Annotated in this window: 20 protein-coding genes; 8 read left to right on the forward strand and 12 right to left on the reverse strand. The window is 67.0% G+C overall.

Features of this window, described 5'->3' with window-relative positions; all coding sequences use genetic code 11:
* Positions 1-109 precede the first annotated feature (109 nt).
* The 3 genes from ODJ79_RS15990 (at position 110) to ODJ79_RS16000 (ending at position 2,989) form a co-directional block, all read left to right on the forward strand.
* A complete protein-coding gene (locus ODJ79_RS15990; protein WP_263024239.1) occupies positions 110-1,837 on the forward strand; it encodes a matrixin family metalloprotease in 1,728 nt (575 codons plus the stop codon).
* Between the two features lie 61 nt (positions 1,838-1,898).
* The gene (locus ODJ79_RS15995; RefSeq protein ID WP_263024240.1) at positions 1,899-2,774 is read left to right on the forward strand and encodes a GTPase family protein; all 876 of its coding nucleotides are present in this window, start codon (positions 1,899-1,901) and stop codon (positions 2,772-2,774) included.
* Positions 2,774-2,989 (forward strand): hypothetical protein, encoded by a 216-nt coding sequence (locus ODJ79_RS16000; RefSeq protein WP_263024241.1) that lies wholly within the window; start codon positions 2,774-2,776, stop codon positions 2,987-2,989. Before ODJ79_RS15995 ends, ODJ79_RS16000 begins: the two co-directional genes overlap by 1 nt.
* Positions 2,990-3,078: 89 nt before the next feature.
* On the opposite strand, the gene ODJ79_RS16005 is transcribed toward ODJ79_RS16000, so the two are convergent.
* From ODJ79_RS16005 to ODJ79_RS16035, 7 genes are all read right to left on the reverse strand, one after another.
* Positions 3,079-3,717, reverse strand: a complete 639-nt coding sequence (locus ODJ79_RS16005) for a hypothetical protein (protein ID WP_263024242.1) — start codon at positions 3,715-3,717, stop codon at positions 3,079-3,081.
* Positions 3,714-4,547, reverse strand: coding sequence for a hypothetical protein (locus tag ODJ79_RS16010; protein WP_263024243.1), 834 nt, complete (start codon positions 4,545-4,547; stop codon positions 3,714-3,716). Before ODJ79_RS16010 ends, ODJ79_RS16005 begins: the two co-directional genes overlap by 4 nt.
* Positions 4,548-4,549: 2 nt before the next feature.
* On the reverse strand, positions 4,550-5,389 hold the full coding sequence (locus ODJ79_RS16015) for a hypothetical protein (protein ID WP_263024244.1): 840 nt from the start codon (positions 5,387-5,389) through the stop codon (positions 4,550-4,552).
* Positions 5,390-5,391: 2 nt separating this feature from the next.
* The gene (locus tag ODJ79_RS16020; protein ID WP_263024245.1) at positions 5,392-6,165 is read right to left on the reverse strand and encodes a hypothetical protein; all 774 of its coding nucleotides are present in this window, start codon (positions 6,163-6,165) and stop codon (positions 5,392-5,394) included.
* 77 nt (positions 6,166-6,242) lie between these two features.
* The gene (locus ODJ79_RS16025) at positions 6,243-7,109 is read right to left on the reverse strand and encodes an ABC transporter ATP-binding protein (RefSeq protein ID WP_263024246.1); all 867 of its coding nucleotides are present in this window, start codon (positions 7,107-7,109) and stop codon (positions 6,243-6,245) included.
* The gene (locus tag ODJ79_RS16030) at positions 7,106-7,915 is read right to left on the reverse strand and encodes a zf-HC2 domain-containing protein (protein WP_263024247.1); all 810 of its coding nucleotides are present in this window, start codon (positions 7,913-7,915) and stop codon (positions 7,106-7,108) included. The genes ODJ79_RS16025 and ODJ79_RS16030 overlap by 4 nt, the downstream gene beginning before the upstream one ends.
* Positions 7,912-8,427 carry an RNA polymerase sigma factor gene (locus ODJ79_RS16035; RefSeq protein WP_411267321.1) on the reverse strand — a complete coding sequence of 172 codons (516 nt, stop codon included), beginning with the start codon at positions 8,425-8,427 and terminating at the stop codon, positions 7,912-7,914. Before ODJ79_RS16035 ends, ODJ79_RS16030 begins: the two co-directional genes overlap by 4 nt.
* Positions 8,428-8,693: 266 nt before the next feature.
* Between ODJ79_RS16035 and ODJ79_RS16040 the strand changes: the two genes are divergently transcribed.
* The 5 genes from ODJ79_RS16040 (at position 8,694) to ODJ79_RS16060 (ending at position 13,422) form a co-directional block, all read left to right on the forward strand.
* Positions 8,694-9,065 (forward strand): hypothetical protein, encoded by a 372-nt coding sequence (locus ODJ79_RS16040; protein WP_263024249.1) that lies wholly within the window; start codon positions 8,694-8,696, stop codon positions 9,063-9,065.
* A complete protein-coding gene (locus ODJ79_RS16045; RefSeq protein ID WP_263024250.1) occupies positions 9,062-9,274 on the forward strand; it encodes a response regulator transcription factor in 213 nt (70 codons plus the stop codon). The genes ODJ79_RS16040 and ODJ79_RS16045 overlap by 4 nt, the downstream gene beginning before the upstream one ends.
* 341 nt (positions 9,275-9,615) lie before the next feature.
* Positions 9,616-9,807 carry a hypothetical protein gene (locus tag ODJ79_RS16050; RefSeq protein ID WP_263024251.1) on the forward strand — a complete coding sequence of 64 codons (192 nt, stop codon included), beginning with the start codon at positions 9,616-9,618 and terminating at the stop codon, positions 9,805-9,807.
* Positions 9,808-9,989: 182 nt separating this feature from the next.
* On the forward strand, positions 9,990-12,473 hold the full coding sequence (locus ODJ79_RS16055) for a hypothetical protein (protein ID WP_263024252.1): 2,484 nt from the start codon (positions 9,990-9,992) through the stop codon (positions 12,471-12,473).
* Positions 12,474-12,480: 7 nt separating this feature from the next.
* Complete coding sequence (locus tag ODJ79_RS16060; protein WP_263024253.1) at positions 12,481-13,422, forward strand: hypothetical protein; 942 nt, start codon at positions 12,481-12,483, stop codon at positions 13,420-13,422.
* Positions 13,423-13,788: 366 nt separating this feature from the next.
* Here the strand turns inward: ODJ79_RS16060 and ODJ79_RS47155 are convergent, their stop codons facing one another.
* From ODJ79_RS47155 to ODJ79_RS47160, 5 genes are all read right to left on the reverse strand, one after another.
* On the reverse strand, positions 13,789-14,970 hold the full coding sequence (locus tag ODJ79_RS47155) for an IS630 family transposase (RefSeq protein ID WP_411267322.1): 1,182 nt from the start codon (positions 14,968-14,970) through the stop codon (positions 13,789-13,791).
* Between the two features lie 166 nt (positions 14,971-15,136).
* Complete coding sequence (locus ODJ79_RS16070) at positions 15,137-16,432, reverse strand: ATP-grasp domain-containing protein (protein WP_263024254.1); 1,296 nt, start codon at positions 16,430-16,432, stop codon at positions 15,137-15,139.
* A 22-nt stretch (positions 16,433-16,454) separates the two neighbouring features.
* Positions 16,455-17,507: a radical SAM protein gene (locus tag ODJ79_RS16075; RefSeq protein WP_263024255.1), complete on the reverse strand. Its 1,053-nt coding sequence runs from the start codon at positions 17,505-17,507 to the stop codon at positions 16,455-16,457.
* A gap of 30 nt (positions 17,508-17,537) precedes the next feature.
* Complete coding sequence (locus tag ODJ79_RS16080; RefSeq protein WP_263024256.1) at positions 17,538-18,536, reverse strand: NAD(P)H-quinone oxidoreductase; 999 nt, start codon at positions 18,534-18,536, stop codon at positions 17,538-17,540.
* A 49-nt stretch (positions 18,537-18,585) separates the two neighbouring features.
* The gene (locus ODJ79_RS47160) at positions 18,586-19,821 is read right to left on the reverse strand and encodes a radical SAM protein (RefSeq protein ID WP_411267323.1); all 1,236 of its coding nucleotides are present in this window, start codon (positions 19,819-19,821) and stop codon (positions 18,586-18,588) included.
* Between the last annotated feature and the right edge of the window lie 258 nt (positions 19,822-20,079).

Raw genomic sequence — 20,079 nt, forward strand, 5'->3', positions numbered from 1 at the left:
TCATGCGCTACGCACTTCTCCTAATGTCGCCGGTCCTGCCGCGCGTCACATCCTGGCCATCAGGCCACGACCGACGCGGCCGGGAGGGAAAGACGTGAATTCGGCACACATGACGACACTGGCTCAGGGCATCGGGTACGGACGCGGATCGTCCGGCGAGCCGGTCCGGGAGCTGCAGCGGTACCTCGCCCGCTTCGGTTACCTCGCCGCCGAGGCCGGCGACCCGTACCGGAGAATGCGCGCCGGGAAACGGGCATTGCGCCCCGCCGCCGGCGAGTTCGACAGCGCCACGGTGGGCGCGCTCCGCCGGTTCCAGCGACACTTCCGCCTGCCGGTCACCGGCGTACTGGACGAGGCGACCGTCGGGCTCATGACACGACCCCGTTGCGGGTTCCCTGACCTCCCCGCCAACTTCGTGGCGCCGGGCAACCGCTGGGATCACACAAACCTGACTTACCACGTCGACGATTACACCAGCGACCTGTCGAAGGAGGACGTGGACGCGGCGCTCACCGCCGCGATGTCGCTGTGGTCGGCGGTGACGCCGCTGACGTTCACCGACTCCCCGAATCCGGACATCCGCATCCGGTTCGTGAGCGGCGACCACGGCGACGGCTCGCCGTTCGACGGCGTCGGGAACGTCCTCGCGCACGCCTTCTTCCCCCCGCCGCCCGATGTGGACCTTGCCGGTGACGTCCACTTCGACGACGCGGAGACGTGGAGCTTGGCGCTGCCCGTACCCACCGGCGACACCGATCTGATCACGGTGGCGGCGCACGAGCTCGGCCACGCGCTCGGCCTGGGCCACAGCGACGACCCGGCCGCCCTGATGTGGCCCTTCTATGCGGGTGCCCACCGATACCTCGGCGTCGACGACGTGCGCGGCATGCAGTCTGTCTACGGCTCGTCGCTGCACGAGGTGCCGGGCTGGTTCGGCGCGGAGGACCAGGGCGCCTCCGTCGCCATCGGCGCCATCGCCGACCCCCAGCACAACGACCTCGTCGTGTTCCACGTCGACAACCCCGACGGAGAGAACCACGGCTACTACCGGATCGGCTGGAACCTCGACGCGGCCGGGAATGCGACCGGCGGCTGGAGCGACGTGAAGGCCGTTCCCGGCTGGTTCGGAGCCGAGGATCAGGGCGCGGGTGTCGCCATCGGCGACGTGAACGGGTCGGGCCGGCCCGACCTGCTGGTCTTTCACGTCGACAACCCGGACGGCGAGAACTTCGGCTACTACCGGATCGGCTGGGACCTCGACGCCGCCGGCAACGTGACCGGCGGCTGGAGCGATATCAAGCCGGTGCCGGGCTGGTTCGGCTGGGAGGACGAGGGTGCGGCCTGCACACTCGCCGACCTGACCGGCAACGGGCGGCCCGACCTGCTGGTCTTCCACATCGACAACCCGGACGGCGAGAACGTCGGCTACTACCGGACAGGCTGGGACCTCGATGCCGCCGGCAACGTGACCGGTGGTTGGAGCGACATCAAGCCGGTGCCGGGCTGGTTCGGCTGGGAGGACCAAGGCGGCGGCATCGCGGTGGCGGACGTGGCTCACGACGGCGGGCTCGATCTGGTGGTCTTCCACATCGACAACCCCGACGGAGAGAACCACGGCTACTACCGGATCGGCTGGAACCTCGACGCGGCCGGGAATGTGACCGGTGGCTGGAGCGACATCAAGGCCGTCCGTGGCTGGTTCGGAGCCGAGGACCAGGGCGCCGGCATCGCCACCGCCGATCTCAACCGCAACGGCCGTACCGACCTGGTCGTCTTCCACGTCGACAACCCCGACGGAGAGAACCACGGCTTCTACCGAGTTCTCACCGATCTCTGACAGCGCAGGGACATCGGCGCCGGTCACCGGCGCCGATGCCCCACTTCCAGGAGGATGATCGATGAACCTGTATCAACACCTGTCCGAAGAGGCTCAGGACTACGTCGACCAGATCCGCGACCGGCTGCAGGCCGAAGCGGCCAAGCCGCTGACGGTGGCGGTGATGGGGCAGACCGGCGTCGGCAAGAGCAGCCTGATCAACGCGTTGTTCGACACGCGGTTGCCGACCGACCCGGTCCGGCCGTGCACAATGGAGCCCGCCGAGGTGACCGTGGAGAGCAAGTCGGCCCGTCACCCGCTGACCTTCGTCGACCTGCCCGGGGTGGGGGAGAGCGCGGCCGCCGATCCGCGCTACTTCACCATGTACCGGCGGTTCCTCGACGCGGCGGACGTGGTCCTGTGGGCGGTGCACGCCGACTCACGCAGCCTCGCCGGTGATGTGGCCCTGATCCACCGGCTGCTGAACGGGGCGCCGGACCTGGGCAAGATCACCTTCGTGCTCACGAAGGCAGACCTGGTCCATGCCGACCCGTGGATCGTGCCGCTGGAGGCCGGCCTGCCCGCGCGGGTGACCGTCCAGCCCGGCCCGGCCACCGCGGACCTGCTTGCCCAGAAGATCCGGTTCGTACGCGAGACCTTCGGGGCCACGCCGGCCGCCGGCAGCGACGAAGTTGTCCTGCCCATCGCCTGCTCGTCCGTTCTGCGCTACAACCTGGCGGGCGTGATGACGGCCGTCGTGGACCGGCTGAACGCTCTGGCGATCCGGCGGCTGATCCCGCACCTGCGCATCGACGAGCTCGACTTGGCCGATGCGCAGGACGTGCTGGCGACGACCGACGTCATGGTGCTCGACCTGCAGCGTCGCGCGGCGCTGCGTTTCGCGGATCTGGTTGCCGGGGCGCTGGCCGCTCCCGTGCCCGTTGGCGGTGAGCAGTGATGGCGGCGGAATCCGACCTTGACGAGATCATGCAGTACGTCGAGCAGCAGCTGCGCAGCAACCAGCACGTGCGGGAAAAACTCGCCGCCGCCGTGCGTAGCAAGGACGAGAGTGCCGTACGCCTGGTGGCATCGGCGCTGTGGAAAGGCCTGAAGGCGGTCGCGCCGGTCGCCCTGTCCATCATCCTGGCAATATTCGGTTTCCCGTCATCCTGATCACTTTCTTGCCCGAGGGCGGCGCGCCGGTGTGCTGAACACGCCGGCGCGCCGCACGATCTCGACAAGTGGGATATTCGACGTCGCTGTCACGAGACCCGTGCAGCGCAGCGTGGCCCGCGCCCTGCGGCTGAGCTCCATCGTGAAGCAGCGTCCCGCAGTCCGAACAGTGTCAGCAGCACTGCGCCGGCGCCAAGCACTGCCCAGGCTTCCCGGCTCGTCCGCCAGCCGCTACCCGGGCCGCCGGTGAGCCAAGGCCCCAGCGCTGTGCCCTGATCGAGCAGCACGATCAGGGCCAGCACACCGGTCGCGGCCAGCCCCGGGTCGGCGCGCCCGGTGCACCGGACGCCGGCGGCGCAGGCGATCGCGATCATCGCGGCGGCTTCGACGGCCAGCCCTCCCCACGGCAGGGCCGGAACGCGCGCCGCCAGCAACGCCATGATCGCCGGCCATGTCACGGTGAGAGTGAGCACGGCACAGCCCACGGGCGCGAGCCGGCGACGCACGCGGGGTTTCGGCGCCGCGTCGAGCACGGGCGCCGCCGGATCGCGCAGCGGCGCCGCGGCGGCCGTGGCGAGCACGAGGTTGACGCCGTGCCCCAAGAAGACCACACCGGGCAGGCCACCGTCCTGCCCGAGCATTGGGGGCACGACAACGACGGCGCAGCCGGCCGCGATCGCGCCGGTCAGCCAGCCGGGGCGCGTCAACCGCCACCAGTACGCGTTCATGGTCGGAGCTGGAGCATGCCCGCGAGCACGGTGACTGCCGTGGTTGCGGTCGCGGCCATCCACAGCGCCCGGCGAGGCCCGGGGGTTCGCAGGAGGGCGGCGATGCCGGCCAGCACGCCGAGGCCGAGCAGATAGGTCAGGTGCCACATTTCCTGGTGCGCCGGTTGTGGCGGCAGCATTCCTTGCGTTCCACCTACCCAGACCGGCCACAGCGCGAACCAGGTCCGGGTCGGCATCGAGTCGGTGAACTGGTAGAGCAGCAGGAATTCGAGCACGAGGCCGAGTGCGGCCAGCGGGAGTGCCCCGGGCCGCGGGAGCCAGCGCGCCACGGCGACGCCGAGCAGCCCGGCTCCGAGTACCAGCGCGGGCAATTGCAGGTACTCCGGAGCGCTGCGCTGGTAGACGGCGGTGAGCGGGTCGGAGGTGGAGGGTGTGGTGAACGCGCCGATCAGCACCAGGACAAGCGTCGTGATCACGCCGACCACGAACGGCCCTCGCAGCAGCCCCAGAATGGCGGCGACTGTCCGCTGACGCCCGTCGACCGGCGTGCAGTCGAACGGCTCACGCACCCGGCGGCGGTAGGTGGCGGCCGCGATCCGGTTGCCGGCGATCAGCGTTACCGGGGCGTACACCAGCAGAAGGTCCAGACACACGACGGTGTACGCGGCATTCGCCGGCGGGCCGTTGTCCTGAAACGGCGCGCTGACGCCGAAGACGGCGAGATAGAGGACTGCGACCCCGTACACCGGGTGGCGTAACAACCGGCGGGCTTCGACGGCGCCGAGTTGCCGGGCGGCGGGTGTCAGGGCTGTCGCCGTGGTCGCGTCCATGGTCAGCCCAGTTGTTGCCAGGAGGCCAGGACCGTCACGGCGACCGCAGCGCCGGCGGCGAGCCACAGAGCGCGGCGCGGGCCGGAGGTGCGCAGCAGGGCCGCGATGCCGGCCAGCACACCGAGGCCGAGCAGGTACGTCAGGTGCCACATCTCCTGGTCGAGCGGCTGCCGGGGCAACATCCCCTGCGCGCCGTCCACCCAGACCGGCCACAGCGCGAACCACGTCCGGCCGTGCATCACGGCCCCGTCGGCCATCTCCGTCATCCCGATCGTGCCGAACCAGATCACGATAGCGACCAGTGGCAGCGCGCCGGGCCACGGCAGCCAGCGGGCGACCGCGATGCCCAACAATCCGGCGCCGAGTACGATCGCCGGCAGCTGCAGGTATTCCAGCGCCGTCCGGGGGTAGACCGCGTCGCTGCGATCGGCGGTGTCGCCAGTGGTGAATTCCTGGAGCGCCAACAGCACGGGGATACCGATCAGGCCGACCAGCAGGGGACCGCGCAGCAGCCCCAGAATGACCGCCACGGCTCGCTGGCGGTCGTCGACCGGCGCTCCGTCGAACGGATCGCGCACGCTGCGCCGATAGGTCGCGGCAGCGGTGCGGTTGGCGGCGACGAGGGTGACCGGCGCGTACGCGAGAAACAGACTGAGAAACACCAGTTGGTAGACGAAGTTCGGTCGCGGGCCGCCCTCGTGGTGCGCCATGGCCGAGACGGCGAAGACGGCCGGGTACAACAACGCCACCGGGTACGCCGGGTGCCGCAGCATTCGCCGTGCCTCGATCGCGCCGAGTTGCCGGGCGGCGGGTGTCAGAGCAGTCGCCGTGGTCGCATCCATGGTCAGCTCAGCTGTCGCCAGGAGGCGAGGACCGTGACGGCGGCCGTCGTGCCGGCGGCGAGCCACAAGGCGCGGCGCGGTCCGTGGGTGCGCAGCAACGCGGCGATGCCGGCCAGCACGCCCAGCCCGAGCAGATACGCCAGGTGCCACATCACCTGGCTGAGCGGTGGCCGAATCAGTGCGTCCTGGGGCGATCCGGATGTCCAAACCGGCCACAGCGCAAACCACGCCCGTGTCGGGACCGTGTCGGCATTCGTGAACTCCGCCATCTGTATCGTGCCGAGCCACAGCACGAGCGCGACCAGAGGCAGCGCGCCGGGCCGGGGAAGCCAGCGGGCGACCGCGATGCCGAGCAGCCCGGCGCCGAGCACAAGCGCCGGCAGCTGCAGGTACTCCAGGACGGTCTGCTGGTAGATGGCGTCGTCGGGCACGACGGTGTCCACGGTGGTGAACTGCTGGAGGACCAGCAGCACCGGGACACCGGCCAGCCCGACCACCATCGGGCCGCGGAGTACGCCGAGTATGGTCGCGGCGGTGCGTTGCCGGTCGTCGACCGGGGTGCAGTCGAGCGGGTCGCGCACGCGGCGGCGGTAGGTGGAAGCGGCGGTGCGGTTGGCGGCGACCAGCGTGACCGGTGCGTATACCAGGAACAGGCTCAGAGCCACGACGCCGTAAACGGCGTTCCCGAGCGTGCCACCCTCGTGCAGGACGATGAGCTGGACGGCGTAGGCGGTGGTGTACAGCAGCGCTACCGGATACGCCGGGTGCCGCAGCATCCGTCGAGCCTCCAAGCTCGCCAACTGCCGGGCGGCCCCGGTCGACGCCGACGCTTGAGGTGTTCCGATCAGCGCGCTCATCGGACGGCCGTTTGCGGGCTGATCTGCGCCGCATCGACCAGCAGCAGGTATCCGTCCTCGAGGGAGGCGTCGGCAAGGGTGGCGCCGGGTGGCGGGGTGCCGACCTGGTGCAGCGTGCCGGTGCTGGTGCGCCAGGCGAGCCGGGCGCCGGGGTCGCGCCGGTCGGCGGTCCAGACCCGGCCGGTCGCCGTGGCGGCGAGGTCCTCCGGCGCGCCGTCGAAGCGCACCCGGCCCTCGTGCAGCACCACGACGCGGGGGCAGAACGCGGCGACGTCCTCGGTCTGGTGGGTGGACACGATGACGCACCGGTCCTCGGCGAGGGCGGAGACGGTGTCGCGGAACCGCAGGCGCTGCTCCGGGTCGAGACCGACGGTGGGCTCGTCGAGTACGAGCAGCCGCGGGTCGCCGAGCAGCGCCTGCGCGATGACCAGGCGCCGCTTCATGCCGCCGGACAGGCGCCGGACGCGGCGGCCGGCGACCGGGGTGAGGCCGACGACGTCCAGGACCCGGCGGACCTCGTCATGGCGGGCGCGGCGGCCGGTCATCTCCTTGAGGATGGCGACGTAGTCGACGTACTCGAAGGCGGTGAACCCGCTGGGAAAGCCCGTCTCCTGCGGCACGTAGCCGAGCCGGCGGCGGATCTCGGTGCGCGCGGCCGGCTCACCGGTGTCGTAGCCCAGCAGCTGCACACTTCCCGCGTCCGGCGCCGTCACGGTGGCCAGGATGCGCAGCAGCGTGGTCTTGCCCGCGCCGTTCGGCCCGAGCAGCCCTACGATCCCGGCTGCGGCATCGAGGGTGACGGCGTTCAGCACCCGCTGTCGCCCGTAGCTCTTGCTCACCTGGGTGAGCCGGATGTCGGTCACGGGAATCTCCTTGTACGGGTCCGCAGCACGGTCACCGCCGCCACGGCCAGGACGACCACCAGGGACAGCAGCTGCACGGCCGGAGAGAAGGCGCTCAACGTCGACCCGGTGGCCACCCGGGTGGTCACCACGTATGCCACCCACAACGTGGCCAGCCCGGCGATGGCCGGGCCGGCACCGATCAGCGGTTCGGCGATCAGGCTCACCCCGGCCAGGGCAAGACCCGGCAGCAACCACAGCGCAGCCTGCGCGGTGTAGGGCAGTACCGCGCCGCCGACCAGCAGCAGCAGCGCCGTCATCGGCACAACCGGCAGGCAACGCAGCAGGATCAGGCGCAGCCGCGGGTACGGAGCGGCGGCCGCGACGTCATGCATCGGGAACGCCCCCGGCCCGTAGGCGAGCGCGACACCGGTGAGCGGCGCGAGCGGCGCCACGGTGAGGAACCACATGCCGACGGTCAGATCCTGCATATCCTGGGCGAGCAGGGCGAAGGCGGCGACCAGCACGCACCCGATCACCCACGCCCGGCGTGCCGCGGACGCGCCGGCCGCCAGCCGAGCTGCCGGCGCGGAGAGACCCAGACCAATCAGCACACGCTCGAACAGCGACACCCGGGGCCGGTCCACCCGGTCGCCGATCTCGGTCCAAGCTCGAGCCAGCAGGGTCGGGTCGGCGTGCGGAGCTATCGCCGCCCGGCAACGGGCGCAGCCGGTCACGTGCTGCTCCACGGAGGCGGCGCGTGCCCGGTCGAGGCGGCCCTCGGCGTACGCGCCCAGGAGCTGGTCATCAGCGTGCCACGGGGTCATGACAGCGCCTCCCTCAACAGGGTGCGGGCGCGAGCCATCCGGGTCTTGACCGTGCCCTGGGGAATGTGGAGCAGCTTGGCCGCCTCGCGGGTGGTCAGGCCGTCCAGGACGGTCGCCTGCACCACCGCGTGCAGCTCGGGGGACAAGCGGTTGAGCGCGGCGCCCAGGCCGGCGTACTCGACACCGAGCAACACCTGCTCCTCGGCCGAGGCCACCACCGGGTCGGGCACCGTCGACAGCGGCCGATACGCGGGCCGTTTCGCCAGGAGATCAACGAGGCGCCGCATCGCGATCCCCCAGAGCCAGGCGGCCACGTCGCCATCGCCGCGCCACCGGCCGGCCCCCCGCCACGCGGCCACGAACGTGTCCTGCAACGCCTCGGCCACCAGGTCGGTGTCGGCGCAGCGGCGCCGCAGCCGCACCTGCAGCCACGGCGCGTGCCGGGCGTACAGCTCCGACAACGCGTCCCGGTCGCCCTCGGCGACCGCTGCGATGAGATCGGCGTCGTCCACAACGCCTCCTCTCCGGCCTTTGGTCAGTCTGTCCGGCCGGAACGCCGATCGGTTCATGAACAACTCGGCTTTCTGAGGCCGACGCGCTCGACGAGCCGAAACCGATCCGAGGGCTGTCGGTTGAACCGGCCGTTTCGGTTCGAGGTGGCCCGCCGGACTTCGCGATGTGCACAGGACGCGCCATTGGCACGGCGATCGAGAACCGTGCCTGCTTCTGGCGCCGACATCCGAGCATCCAACCGACGCCCTGAGGGAGGAGTGCACTGATGTTGACCACGGACATCCTCACCGCCGCGCGGGCGGAAGCCTTGTTTGCCAGCAACCTGGCGACCGGCTCCGCAGTGCGCCCGGCCGCCGCGACAGCGGCGATCACCAACGCCATCCACCGGTACGGCGGAAGCCGGGGCTGCGCGGCTCTAGTCGCCGAGGAATTCGGCGACTACCCGGATACCGCGGCGCCCAGAATGCAATGGGCCCGCCGCGTGGTCGCGCAGTCGTATCGGCGAGGACCCATCAGCGGGGATTCACCGACGCCACGCACCTTCATCGCCCCGGTCCGACGGAGCCGGATCCCCCTCTTGGTTCCTGCGAACCCGTTAGCCAACCGTCAGCTCGGTGCGTGTGAGTCGGGGATATGACCGGGTCAGGTGCGCCGGCCGGGCTCACGGCACGGGAAACGACCGTCCTGCTGCTGCTCGCCGAGGGGTTGACCGCCCGGGCCATCGCGCGACGTCTCGGCGTCGCCACCGCGACGGTCTCCAAGCATCAGGAGAACCTGTATCGCAAACTCGGCACGCGGGACCGGCTCACCACCGTGCTCACCGCGCAGCGTCTGAACCTCGTCTGAATTCATGGGAACCGACCGGGGATCTCACCACAGCGGACATCCCAGACCGCAGCGATGCGGTACGCGGCTGACCGCCGGCCCCGGCCCGCGCCGGGAGTCGCGGCGGGCCGCGTGGCTCCTGTTCGGCGCGGCCGGCGCCGGGATCGGGCTGGTCCGGCCGCGCGACCCGGCCGGTGGCCGGCGGCACCGCCGGCCCGCGCTACGCAGTCCTGCTAATACCGCCCGCCCACCGCCCGTCCGATCCTGGTAATGAGGTCACGACCGTCGTGACCGGAGGGGCTCGGACCATGACTTCCCGCAGACTCGCGTCTTTGTCGCAAGGCACCAGGACCACCGCAATCATGATCGGAGTGCTGCTCACCGGCCTGGCCGGCGCGACACCCGCGTACGCCACCAACCCCTGCGACGGGCCGAAGCCGCCGCCGTCCTGTGACCCGCCCCCGCCGCCCCCCACGCCGACGACCCGCACCGACGTGCTGGTCTCCGGGTCGGCCCAGTTCGACTGGGGCAACGACTGTCACCGTTACCGCTGAGCCCGCATACCGGCGCAACCAGCCCCGACGCGCCAGTCCAATAGACGTCAATCGAAATACTGCTGACCTGGACGCCGTTGCGCTGCGGCCGGCGGCGAGCCGGGCCACGGAGGTGCCTGATGGAACTCTTCCAATTCCGGTCGGTGCGACCTGTGCAGAGTCAACCTTCGGACGGCTTGAGGGTGGATTCGAAGCTTTCCACGGCGGCCGCCCGCGAATCGGAGACCTCGAACAGCGGTACGGCCCGGATCGAGACGTGGATACGCGCCTTCTCCGACGCGCTCGCGCTGCGCGGCGATCTGGTGACGCCGGACGAATGCGTCAGCTTGCTGCCGAAGGACTGGATCGACGACGTGCGCTCGGCGAGCTGGAACGCGCTCGACTCCAGGCTGGCGCGGCAGCTCGTCGAAGAGATGGATCGTGAGCAGACCCGGGCGGAGGTCGCCGAGTCGCTGTGCCGGCTGCTACTGATCATCGATCTGGTCGCCGTTCTGGCCGCCGGCCGGCGTCGCCCGAAAGCGGACATCAGCGACCGCCGGTGGTGGGTCGTCTGGTTCCGCAGGCTGCGCGAGTGGTGGCTGGATCTGTTCCGGGACGAAACATCGCAGGACGTCAAGCCCGTGATCACCTCGGCCGCCGAGGTACGCGCCCGGGTCAGCTGGCGGCACGTGATCATCCCAGCGCAGCACGTCGATCAGGCGGAACACGGTGTCTCGTTGCTGGCTCGCCGCCCCGGCGTGACGGATCTGTACGTCGTCCGCGACGAATGGAACCACTACGAGGCCGGCGAATTGGCCGCCGTGGTCAACGTCCTTCCCGGCGAGACCTTCTCGCAGAGCGTCCGTCACGCCACCGAGGTCGACACTCTGACCTCTACCACGACCGAGACCACCTCCTCGCAGCTCACCGAGATGCAGCAGACCGCGTCGTCCAACCTGGCCGAGGCGAGCACGAAAGATTCGTCGGTCAACATCGGCGTCCAGGGCCAGGTGCAGACGTCCGGGCAGTACGGTCCGACGCAGGTGAACACGAGCCTCGGCGCCCAGCTGCAGATTTCGCAGGCGCAGTCCGACTCCCGGGCGCTGACGACCGCGAACCAGACGGTGCAACGGTCGGTGAAGTCGGTGACCGAGCGGGTGTCGACGATCCGGTCCGAACGGACGGTCACCCGGGACAGCACCCGCAGCCTTCACAAGCTGCAGAACTCCGGGTCGAAGGCCACGGTGGGCACGTACCGGTGGCTCACTTCGGTGCACTACGTCGAGGTGGTCCGCTATCCCAACCGGTTCGTGCTGGAATTCCAGATCCCGGAGCCCGGGGCCTGGCTGAGATGGGCGCTGCGCAACCCGCCGACAGGCGACTGGGACAACCCCCACCCCGGCCAATTCCGGTTGCCCACCGCGGCCAAGGACCTCTCGCCGGACCAGATAACCGCGGACAACTGGATGACGCTTGCCGGGCTCTGGCGGGTCCGCGGATTGAGCGCGCCCCCGGCCGCGTCCCTGACCATAGGAACTCAGCTGTCGGTGGACACGACCGAGAAATATGCGGCCGATGACGTCAAGACGCCCACGGTGCCTCGCATCGCGATGGCCGCCGATGACAGCGTGACGGTGCCGAACGGATACCAGGCCGTGACGTGGTCCGCCGCGATCACGTCTTTCAAAGGCCATGGCCCGTGGAATTTCGAGGAGGCCTGGATCACGGTGGGCGCGTCGCAGACATCTCAGCAGACGGTGTGGGCACAGGCGACCCCGAACCCCGACATCAGCGGCCCAAGGCTGGTGGGCCGGCCGGCCATCTCGGATGACGTGAAGATCTTCAACGTCGGGGACATCACCACCGGAACCATACCGATCTCCGTGTACGCCTTCGAGTTCCTCGACGGCTTCACCTGCAACGTCGACATAGAATGCACCTTGCTGCCGGAAGCTCTCACGCAGTGGCAACAGGACACCTTCGACCAGGTGGCGGCCGCCTACCAGAGCCGTCTCGACGCCCATCGCCGAGAGCGGGACGAGCGCAATCAGCTGGCGGGCCGCCCGTTCGACACGGCCGGGCCGCCCGAACTGAACAAACACCGGGCGGTCGACGAACTGCGCCGGATGGTGATTCAAGATCTCCGCGGTGTCCTGATGGGCGGCACGACCGATGTGAAGTCGGACGGCAAATCACCGTTCGACGGCGCTGACGAGCCCTACGTGCCGGCCAAGCCGCTGGAGGATACCGAGACCATCCAGTTCTTCGAGCAGCTATTTGAATGGGAAAATCTGGTTTACATCTGTTACCCGTACTACTGGGCACGCCACGAGAAATGGGTGGAGAACGCCACGAGCGCGTCCTCCGATCCGGTCCTGGACGGATTCCTCAACGCGGGATCGTCCCGTGTGGTCGTACCGGCCCGGCCGGGGTTCGAGAATGTGGTTCTCTACTATCTGTACACGGGCAAGATCTGGGGTGGCACCCAGCCGCCGGCACCGGACGAGCCGGGCTATCTCTCGATGGCCCAGGAGATCGAGAGCGTGCAGCGCGGAGCCACCGACGGAACTCCGCTATCCCCCTCGTGGTCGGTGCGTCTGCCGACGACCCTGCTGTGGGCCGGCACCGACGAGTCGACTCTTCCCCGCCGGCTGGCACCCACCATTCCGGAACCGCCGCACCGCTAGGAGAATCGTGGAACCTTTGGAGATAGCTTCCGCGTTGGCCGCGAGCGGTAGCGGGACGGACGTTGCCAAGGAAATCATCGAGAAGCTGCTCGATCCGGGTTTGAACAGCGCACTGAGTCCGGCGGCAGGTCTGCAGGTCAGCCCAGTGGTTTTTCAATCGACCGAGCAGGAGGGCCGGTGGAAGCCGACCGAACTCGTGGGCGCCGATCGGGCGCTCGAGGTGAAGCCGAAAAAGGCGAACGGCGCCGCGGCGAAACCGCCGGACGAGCGTGTCCTCGCCAAGCCCTTCGGCCCGCTCCGGCAACACGAGACCACGCTTTTCACCATCAAGATGCCGGGCATCGCCAGCGAGGACGAGATCGAGGCCGCCGTGCTGGAGCTGCTTTTCAGCATCGCCGGACAGAACCGCGACGTCACCGACCTGAGCCATCTCATCAAGCCGGACGTCTGCACATTGCGCGTGTCCGCCACCTGGTGGTCAGACGGACTCGAGATCTTCGCCGGATACGCCGGCCTGTCGTCCGCGACGGCGTTCGGCAGTGTCTTCAACTCGAACGCGAACATCTCCCTTCAGGCGATTCCCTTCGGGAACTACTATCCGGCGTCGGTGCTGCTCACCTGGTCCGGTTGGGTCAACCCGATGGGACCCGGTTACTGGGAGTTCCAGGGCGCTGTGGTCCTCGATGCGGAGGGACAGACAAGCGGATCGGGCTCGGAAAAGGCCCTGGTGGACAACCCACGCGGCCCCACCGGGGTGAAACACACCTCTCTCGGGGCTCGCTTGCCCGCCTACATGCGTTGCTGGGATCGCTCCGGCGGAGAGCGAAAAGACCTGCGCTGGCATCCGATGCGGGGCTTCTCGATGGCTTACGAGGACCTGGGGACGCCGTCCCTGCAGCCCCTGGTTGACCGGCTCGTGGACCGGCTCCTCAACAGCCGGACGCCGTAGCCATACAGCGCGCTCCAGCACAGCCGGGCCACCAACAAAGATCACCCGGCACAACGCGAAGGTGTTCGTCAAGACCTCAACGACACGTCGCCCCCACCAAGCGCAAGCAACAGTCACGTGGGGGGTTCGGAGGGCTCGGCCCCCCGGCAGACATGACGAGGGGCCGAGGTCCGCGCTTTCCGCGGACACACGGCCCCTGCACCTCGTGGACCATACTTGGCAGAATAATAACCGCATACCCGTAGCTCAGGGCCCAATCGTGACGCTATCGGCGGTCCGCCGAAGCGCGACCTGATCGGTTCAGCGATCGACAGCCGCCGCGCCGACACGTTGATCCAGTCGATCAACACCAGTAGCGCCGCGGTCCTAACCGTCGGACCACCACGGGCTGGTTGCCGAGGGCGGTGCGGCGACGGCTATGTCGACACGGACGAGGTCACCGAACTTAACAGCCGCTCGAGATGGCCGACGCTCAGAAAGCGCCATCAACGGCCGGCGAGCTGTATCAAGCTTTCCGTAGCTGTCCACCCGGCTCTGCGCCGACCTGGGCAGCGGTGTCAGCGACAGCAACCGGTTCGGCGGCTTCATCCTCCGTGCACACCTTGGATTGCCGAATCTGCGCGTGTCGCAGCATTGCATGTGAGACGACCGTCGTGACGCCGCCCCACAGCTGGGCCGCGCGTGGCGGTACCCGAGCCGGTGGAACAGCTCGTCGACCACCTCCACCTGCCGCCGCTGCCAGGCGCCGCTGTGGTTGGCGACGTACCGGGCACTGTCGGATATACGCAGCGCCGCCGGTTCAACCTGACGGAGTACACGAGCCGGGGAGCGAGATCGTTTGCGGTGCCTGTCGTAGCAGGCGTCCGCGGTGATCTTCCCGGTCGCGACTTCCAGGGCGAACAGCGTCGTGGTGCCGTGTCGGCGGTAGTCATGGGTGCGACGTTCGGCCTGGTCGAAACGCATCGGCAGCAGCGGTGCGGTCCGGTAGGGGGCCTGGATCTGCGACTTTTCGTCGACGCAGACCACCACGGCGTTCGCGGGCGGGTCCAGATACAGACCGACGACGTCACGGATCTTGGCCTCGAGCTGCGGGTCGGTGGAGAACTTGAACGTCTCCGAGCGGTGTGGCTGCAGGCCCCACGCCCGCCAGATCCGGGCGACCTCGGCGAAGCTGACCGGCATCCCGGCCTTGCTCAAATGCTCGGCGAGCAGCCGTGCCGACCAGTGCGTCACCGCCAATTGTTGCGGTGGCGGGTTCAACGTGGACGCGATCACAGCAGGCTCATCGATCACCGGCGGGCGGCCCGAGCGGGGCAGATCGGCCAGGGCGTCGATCCCGCCGGTCTCGTAGCGGGCCCGCCAGGCGATCACCGTCTGCCGGGTCATCCCCACTTGCCGGCCGATCTCCGCATTCGGGAGGCCTTGGGCGGCCAGCAACAACATCCGGGCCCGCTGCACATGCCCCGCCAGTGCCGTCGACGACCGGGTCAGCTCACGCAACCGGGCACCGTCACCGGGACGCAGGATCAACGCGGCAGCAACAGACATGCCTCATTCTCCCGCACCCACACCGTCAAATCACTTCAGACACGCCACACTAGCCCGTGGATTACGCCGGGTCGATGGCCGCGGGTCGTCGCAGGCTTTGGCAGCCGTGATTTCAGCGCTTCACCCTTGCCGAGGCTTCTTGCGACCACCCCGCCGAATCATGGAATCAAGAGATCAGCATAGCTCCAAGAACGGTATTGACCTTGGCATCGGCGAAGTCTCGCAGGGTGTACCCGCTTGCCGTCACAGAGCATTCGAATGTTACGGAGCACAGAGCCGCCAGCGGATCAACCACCACATTCGGTGCTGGGACACCGGAAATCGGTGCCTCGGACAGCACCGACGACTCCGATGCTCCGACCCTGACGCTCTCCGCTCCATTATAGAGGTGCACCACCGAGCGCTTCGCCTGCTCATGAACCAATTTCTCAAGATCCAGTGTCGGCTGCTGATCTATTCGCAGAAAAGCAGCCAGGTGGGACAGGTAGATGTCGGGCAGATCCAGTTCTCGACTCAGGCGCGCTGACGTCCCCGACGAACCTTGGAAACGTGGGTTCACCTCGAGGAAGTAAATCTGGCCTCGATGGAGAAGAGCGTCCATCCCGTAAGCTCCCCGATAACCGGAACTGGCCAGCCAGCGACCCACTTGACCAACAAGTCGGTCTAACGCCGACAAATGGTCCTTATCCAGGTCTTTCACCAAGGCGAAATCGTTCCCACAATATCCCAAACGACGGTGAATGCACGATTCAACCCCAACAAGTTGAACCGATACCCCATGTACGGTCACGACACCCCGATGGTCAACCGTCGCCCCGACATTGAGCGGCAGGCTTGCCTCCAGATAATCGGTATAGGAAAACTGCGACCTAACCGAGCCGGTCAGACGATCAACGTCCTCCGGTGTCTCAGCGATGTCGACACCGGATCCACCGCTCGACCTTGCGAGCCTAATCACCTGCGGCCGCCCAGCGACGGCAGCATAGACTCGCCCGTCAGCATCCCCTGGCCGAGCATACTGCCATGGCAGGATCCTGATACCCTGAGCCTGAAGCTCGGCGTCGATCCAGACCCGGTTGTCGAAGCAAGCCTGGTGATCGGCAAAAAGACCGAGGTAGCTGTCCCTGCCCCCTCGCGCCACTTGCGCCTCCCAGGAAAAGCGCGAGCCCTTATACGGAAACGTGGCGGAATAGCGGCTCACCTTGCTCTCGAACACCTCCCGCCATGCAACGAGATCGCCCATGTTTTCGAAGTCGTATTCGAAAGTATTGAGGTCGAAACGTCTCCCCATCCGAGTTTCCAAAGAACAGTCGAGGACGGCGCACTGTGCTCGCAGCGGCTGCGTGAGTGAAAAACAGTCAGTAAAGGCCCGCAACTGCGCAAGCGGCCAGGCATCCACCCCTCGCACCCCAAGCCAAACAAGGCGTTTACCCGCCAATATCTGGTCCAGCGAACGGAGCATCTCGGCCACATTCACAGGGATTTCATCCGACCGGTGCCATGACGTTGTTCTGACAAACCACGCATCTGGGACCTAGCGCGACGCCCTTCTGAGACACAATCTCGACTGCGGCCTCGAAGACTTGGGTCAGCATGACCTCGGAACATGGAGCCGATTGCTCCAAGGGTGTCCCAACGGCAGGCCGGAACGGACTGATCACGGGATCACACCCCAAACTCGCCAGCCACTCGATTGCCTCCAGACTGTGGCCGGGCGGTTCCAGGCCGACGACCACGAGCGAGCGAACCGCTCCCTGCCGGCCGAGCCGTCGAACCGCTCGACTGATCGCTTGCTCATAAGCCGATCGCCCTAGCGAGGCCTTCTGCCTCGTCAAGTCGGAGACCTCGCCGATGCCCGAGGTTTCCAGATTTATGGCGAACCCGGAAACACCCACGTCGACCAATCTATCGACGAACCACGGGTCCGACGCCCGAGGCGGCATCATTACCTCGACCGGAAGAGCGGAGTGCTTGCAAATTTCTGCGCAGGCAAGATCGAAAAAACCGTAGTCCCTCCGCGACGGGGTACCACCACTGATGAGCACATGCCGGAGGTCCTCCGTCTCCGACGCGATCATCAAAGCTTCCACGAGCTGCTCGACGGGGCGCTTCGAGTACTTCAACCCAGCAAGATCACAGAAGCTGCAGGCCATACTGCAGCCTGTGATCGGCGACAACCGCGCACGGTCGCCGACGGTGAATATGGAGTCGGCGACGCGGCGGCCCTTCGCATCGGTGCGATCAAGGTAGCCAGGCAGCGGGAGAATGCGCGCCTCCAAACGGTCATTTCCCACTAGGACGGCAAGCCCGTCGTTTGAGCGCCGAAGGACGGCGCTGCCGTTGCCAGCCGTCCGAGACAGTGGCGCATTCACATAGAAGGCGCCGTTACCGATATCTAGCGAAAGACCGCTGGTAGTCGCGTACTCGTTGAAGACCAACGGGAGTTGGCCTCCTTGGGTAACCTCTCGCACGACCTCAGGATCCACGGCGACACCGTAGGTGAGGAGGTTCATCTTGGCCCGTTCGAGACGGTTCATATCGCTTTCCCTCTCGGGAGGAGCAGCGGCTCACGACACGGTCTGGTCCGCAAGTAAGATGATCTTTCCCATGACGCCACCACGCTCCAACATGCGGTGCGCGGATGCGGCGTCACTCATGGGTAGCTTTCGGTGCACTACCGCAACTACACTACCGTCCTCCAGGAACGGCCATACGTTCTCGCGAGTAGCATTGACAACTTCGGCCTTACTTCCGCTTCCATGGCTCGGTCGCGACCTTAGATTCGTCGATCCGATCCACGCGGACTTGGCCATCAACGCTTGGAGGTCCAACTGACCGCGGACGCCCTTCTGCAGTCCGATGACGACAACGCGCCCGCCGCGCTTGAGTAGCGAAACATTCTCTTGCAAGAAGTCCCCGCCCAAGTTGTCGAGTATCAGGTCTAGACCCTGGCCCCCCGTTGCGGATGACACCACCTTGTGAAGCTCGTCCTCAAACCGCGCCGTCGCCGCGGCGCCGAGACGCATACACAACTCAGATCCGGCATCATTCCGGACTGTCGCAACGACGTGTGCACCAAGGACCCGGGCGATTTGTATTGCATGCGTGCCCACCCCGCCAGTTCCGCCCCTCACCAGAACGAATTGGCCTCGCTGAAGGCCTCCTTCCATGAGCAGGTTCGACCAAGCCGTACATGCGACTTCCGGCAGAGCCGCGGCGTCCTCAACCGACACACCGCGCGGGACCGGCAGGAGCTGGACGGCAGGGACTGCTACCCTTTGGGCATAGCCTCCCCCCGCGAGAAGTGCGCAGGCTGACTCACCAATCCGCCAGCCGCGGACGTCCCGGCCTACTTCCACGATGGTTCCCGAGCACTCGAGACCGAGGATCTCTGACGCACCTGGCGGCGGCGGGTAAAAGCCCTTGCGCTGGAGGAGATCGGCCCGGTTCACTCCAGCGGCCACAACCTCGATCACTACTTCATCCGGGTTTGGCGAAGGATCTGAAACTTCCGCCCAGGTGAGAACCTCGGGACCGCCAACAACAGGCGGGACGATAGCGAACATGTGCTACATGCTCCATGCCGCAAAGGAGGTACGCAATCCGTCGAAGCGATCATATATCATCGGGGTACACCCGCCGCCGCCTCAGGCCCGGTGTGGCGGAGATCGAGACGTCCGGTGGTAGACCAAGCGTATTGTTTTGGCACGGCAAGCATGTAGGACCCAATGGTAAGCCGAACTCCGCTGCGATGGGACGACATGCGGCAAAAAGGTCCGCGTAGTCTTGCCCAGTAAAGCCGGTCGCGCCGGCGAGCATCGTCCCGTCCAACGGCCGGAAGGGTGAGAGGATCGGCATCACGCCTATCCGCGCCAGGTACTCGACCGCCCGGATGGTCTCGGAGGGGGGCTCGAGCCCAGCAATGAGTATGGATCGTGCTCGGACAGGTCCGAACAATGACGCCGTATATTCCAAAGCTCGGAGATAGCGCTCCTTGCCAATCACCTCTTGTTTACCCGGTATGTAGCTCGACCAGGCATCCTCGCTCCAGAACTCAAGATTAATACCGAGTTCATCGACGCCCGAATCATACAATTCATCGATCGACTGGTTTTCCGCGGGTGCCGCGATCATGACATAGACGGGTATGTCGAAGCGTGCCTTCGCGCTTCGGGTCAGTCTCGCCGCCATTGCTGCACCCATGTCCGACGTCCGCGGGGTTCCTCCTCCGATGAGTAGATGCCGTGCGGGACGAGCAGCATCATTTACCGCCGCGTCGACAACGTCTAGGAAGTGGCGCTCGGCTTTGCGTGCCGAGTCAGCGTCGTAGTTGTCTCCGATGGAGCAGTACCTGCACCGCTGACCCCTGCTCCAAAACCTACATCCCGGGCCGGTCATGCCGTAGCACAGTCTGTCGGACGAACACATCTGCGCGATACGCACGAGAGGCTGAGCGCCGTCCACAGTGTCCCGGCTGTAGTACTGGGGCACAGGGATCGGCCGACATAGAGCGCGAGTGTTCTGCAGCCGTCTGCCTATCCAAAGATCCTGTCCGTCCGAGTCCAGCTCGTACGGCGAGCTCTCAGCAAACGCTTCGTTGACGGGAATGTTCACGAAAATCTTACGTTCATCGTCGAGGGAGACGTCAAGTCCTCCCGAAACACCCGATCGCGTACGAACCGGCCTGGCGCCCTGGCCTTGTGCCTCGTCCGTTCCGAAGAGGTACCTCTCCGCCGCGGCAGACAACCTGGCGCCTGACGCGAGCAAATTGAACTTTAACATCGGTACGTCGATCAGTGTCGATGACTTGATCACATTAGCGCCCCTACCCGAGTATAGACGAGCAAGCATAGGAGGTATAGAGCAAGCGACCCTGTCCAGTCCTATGGCATCTGTCAATGATGAAGGCCCGGTACATGTGTCAGTCGGTGGGGATCTGCGGCAGGTTGGTGTGTGCTGCCCGGGATGGCCTGTCAGCGGCGTGTCATGAACATGCTCGATGCCAAGCTCGCGACTGGGGTGCAGGTGAAACCGGCCGAGTTCGCCCGCCAGCACGGTGTGTCCGAGCGGACCGTGTACCGGGCATCAGACCCGGGTCAGGGCCGAGGG

The organism is Actinoplanes sp. KI2 (assembly GCF_025630775.1).
Classification (GTDB): domain Bacteria; phylum Actinomycetota; class Actinomycetes; order Mycobacteriales; family Micromonosporaceae; genus Actinoplanes.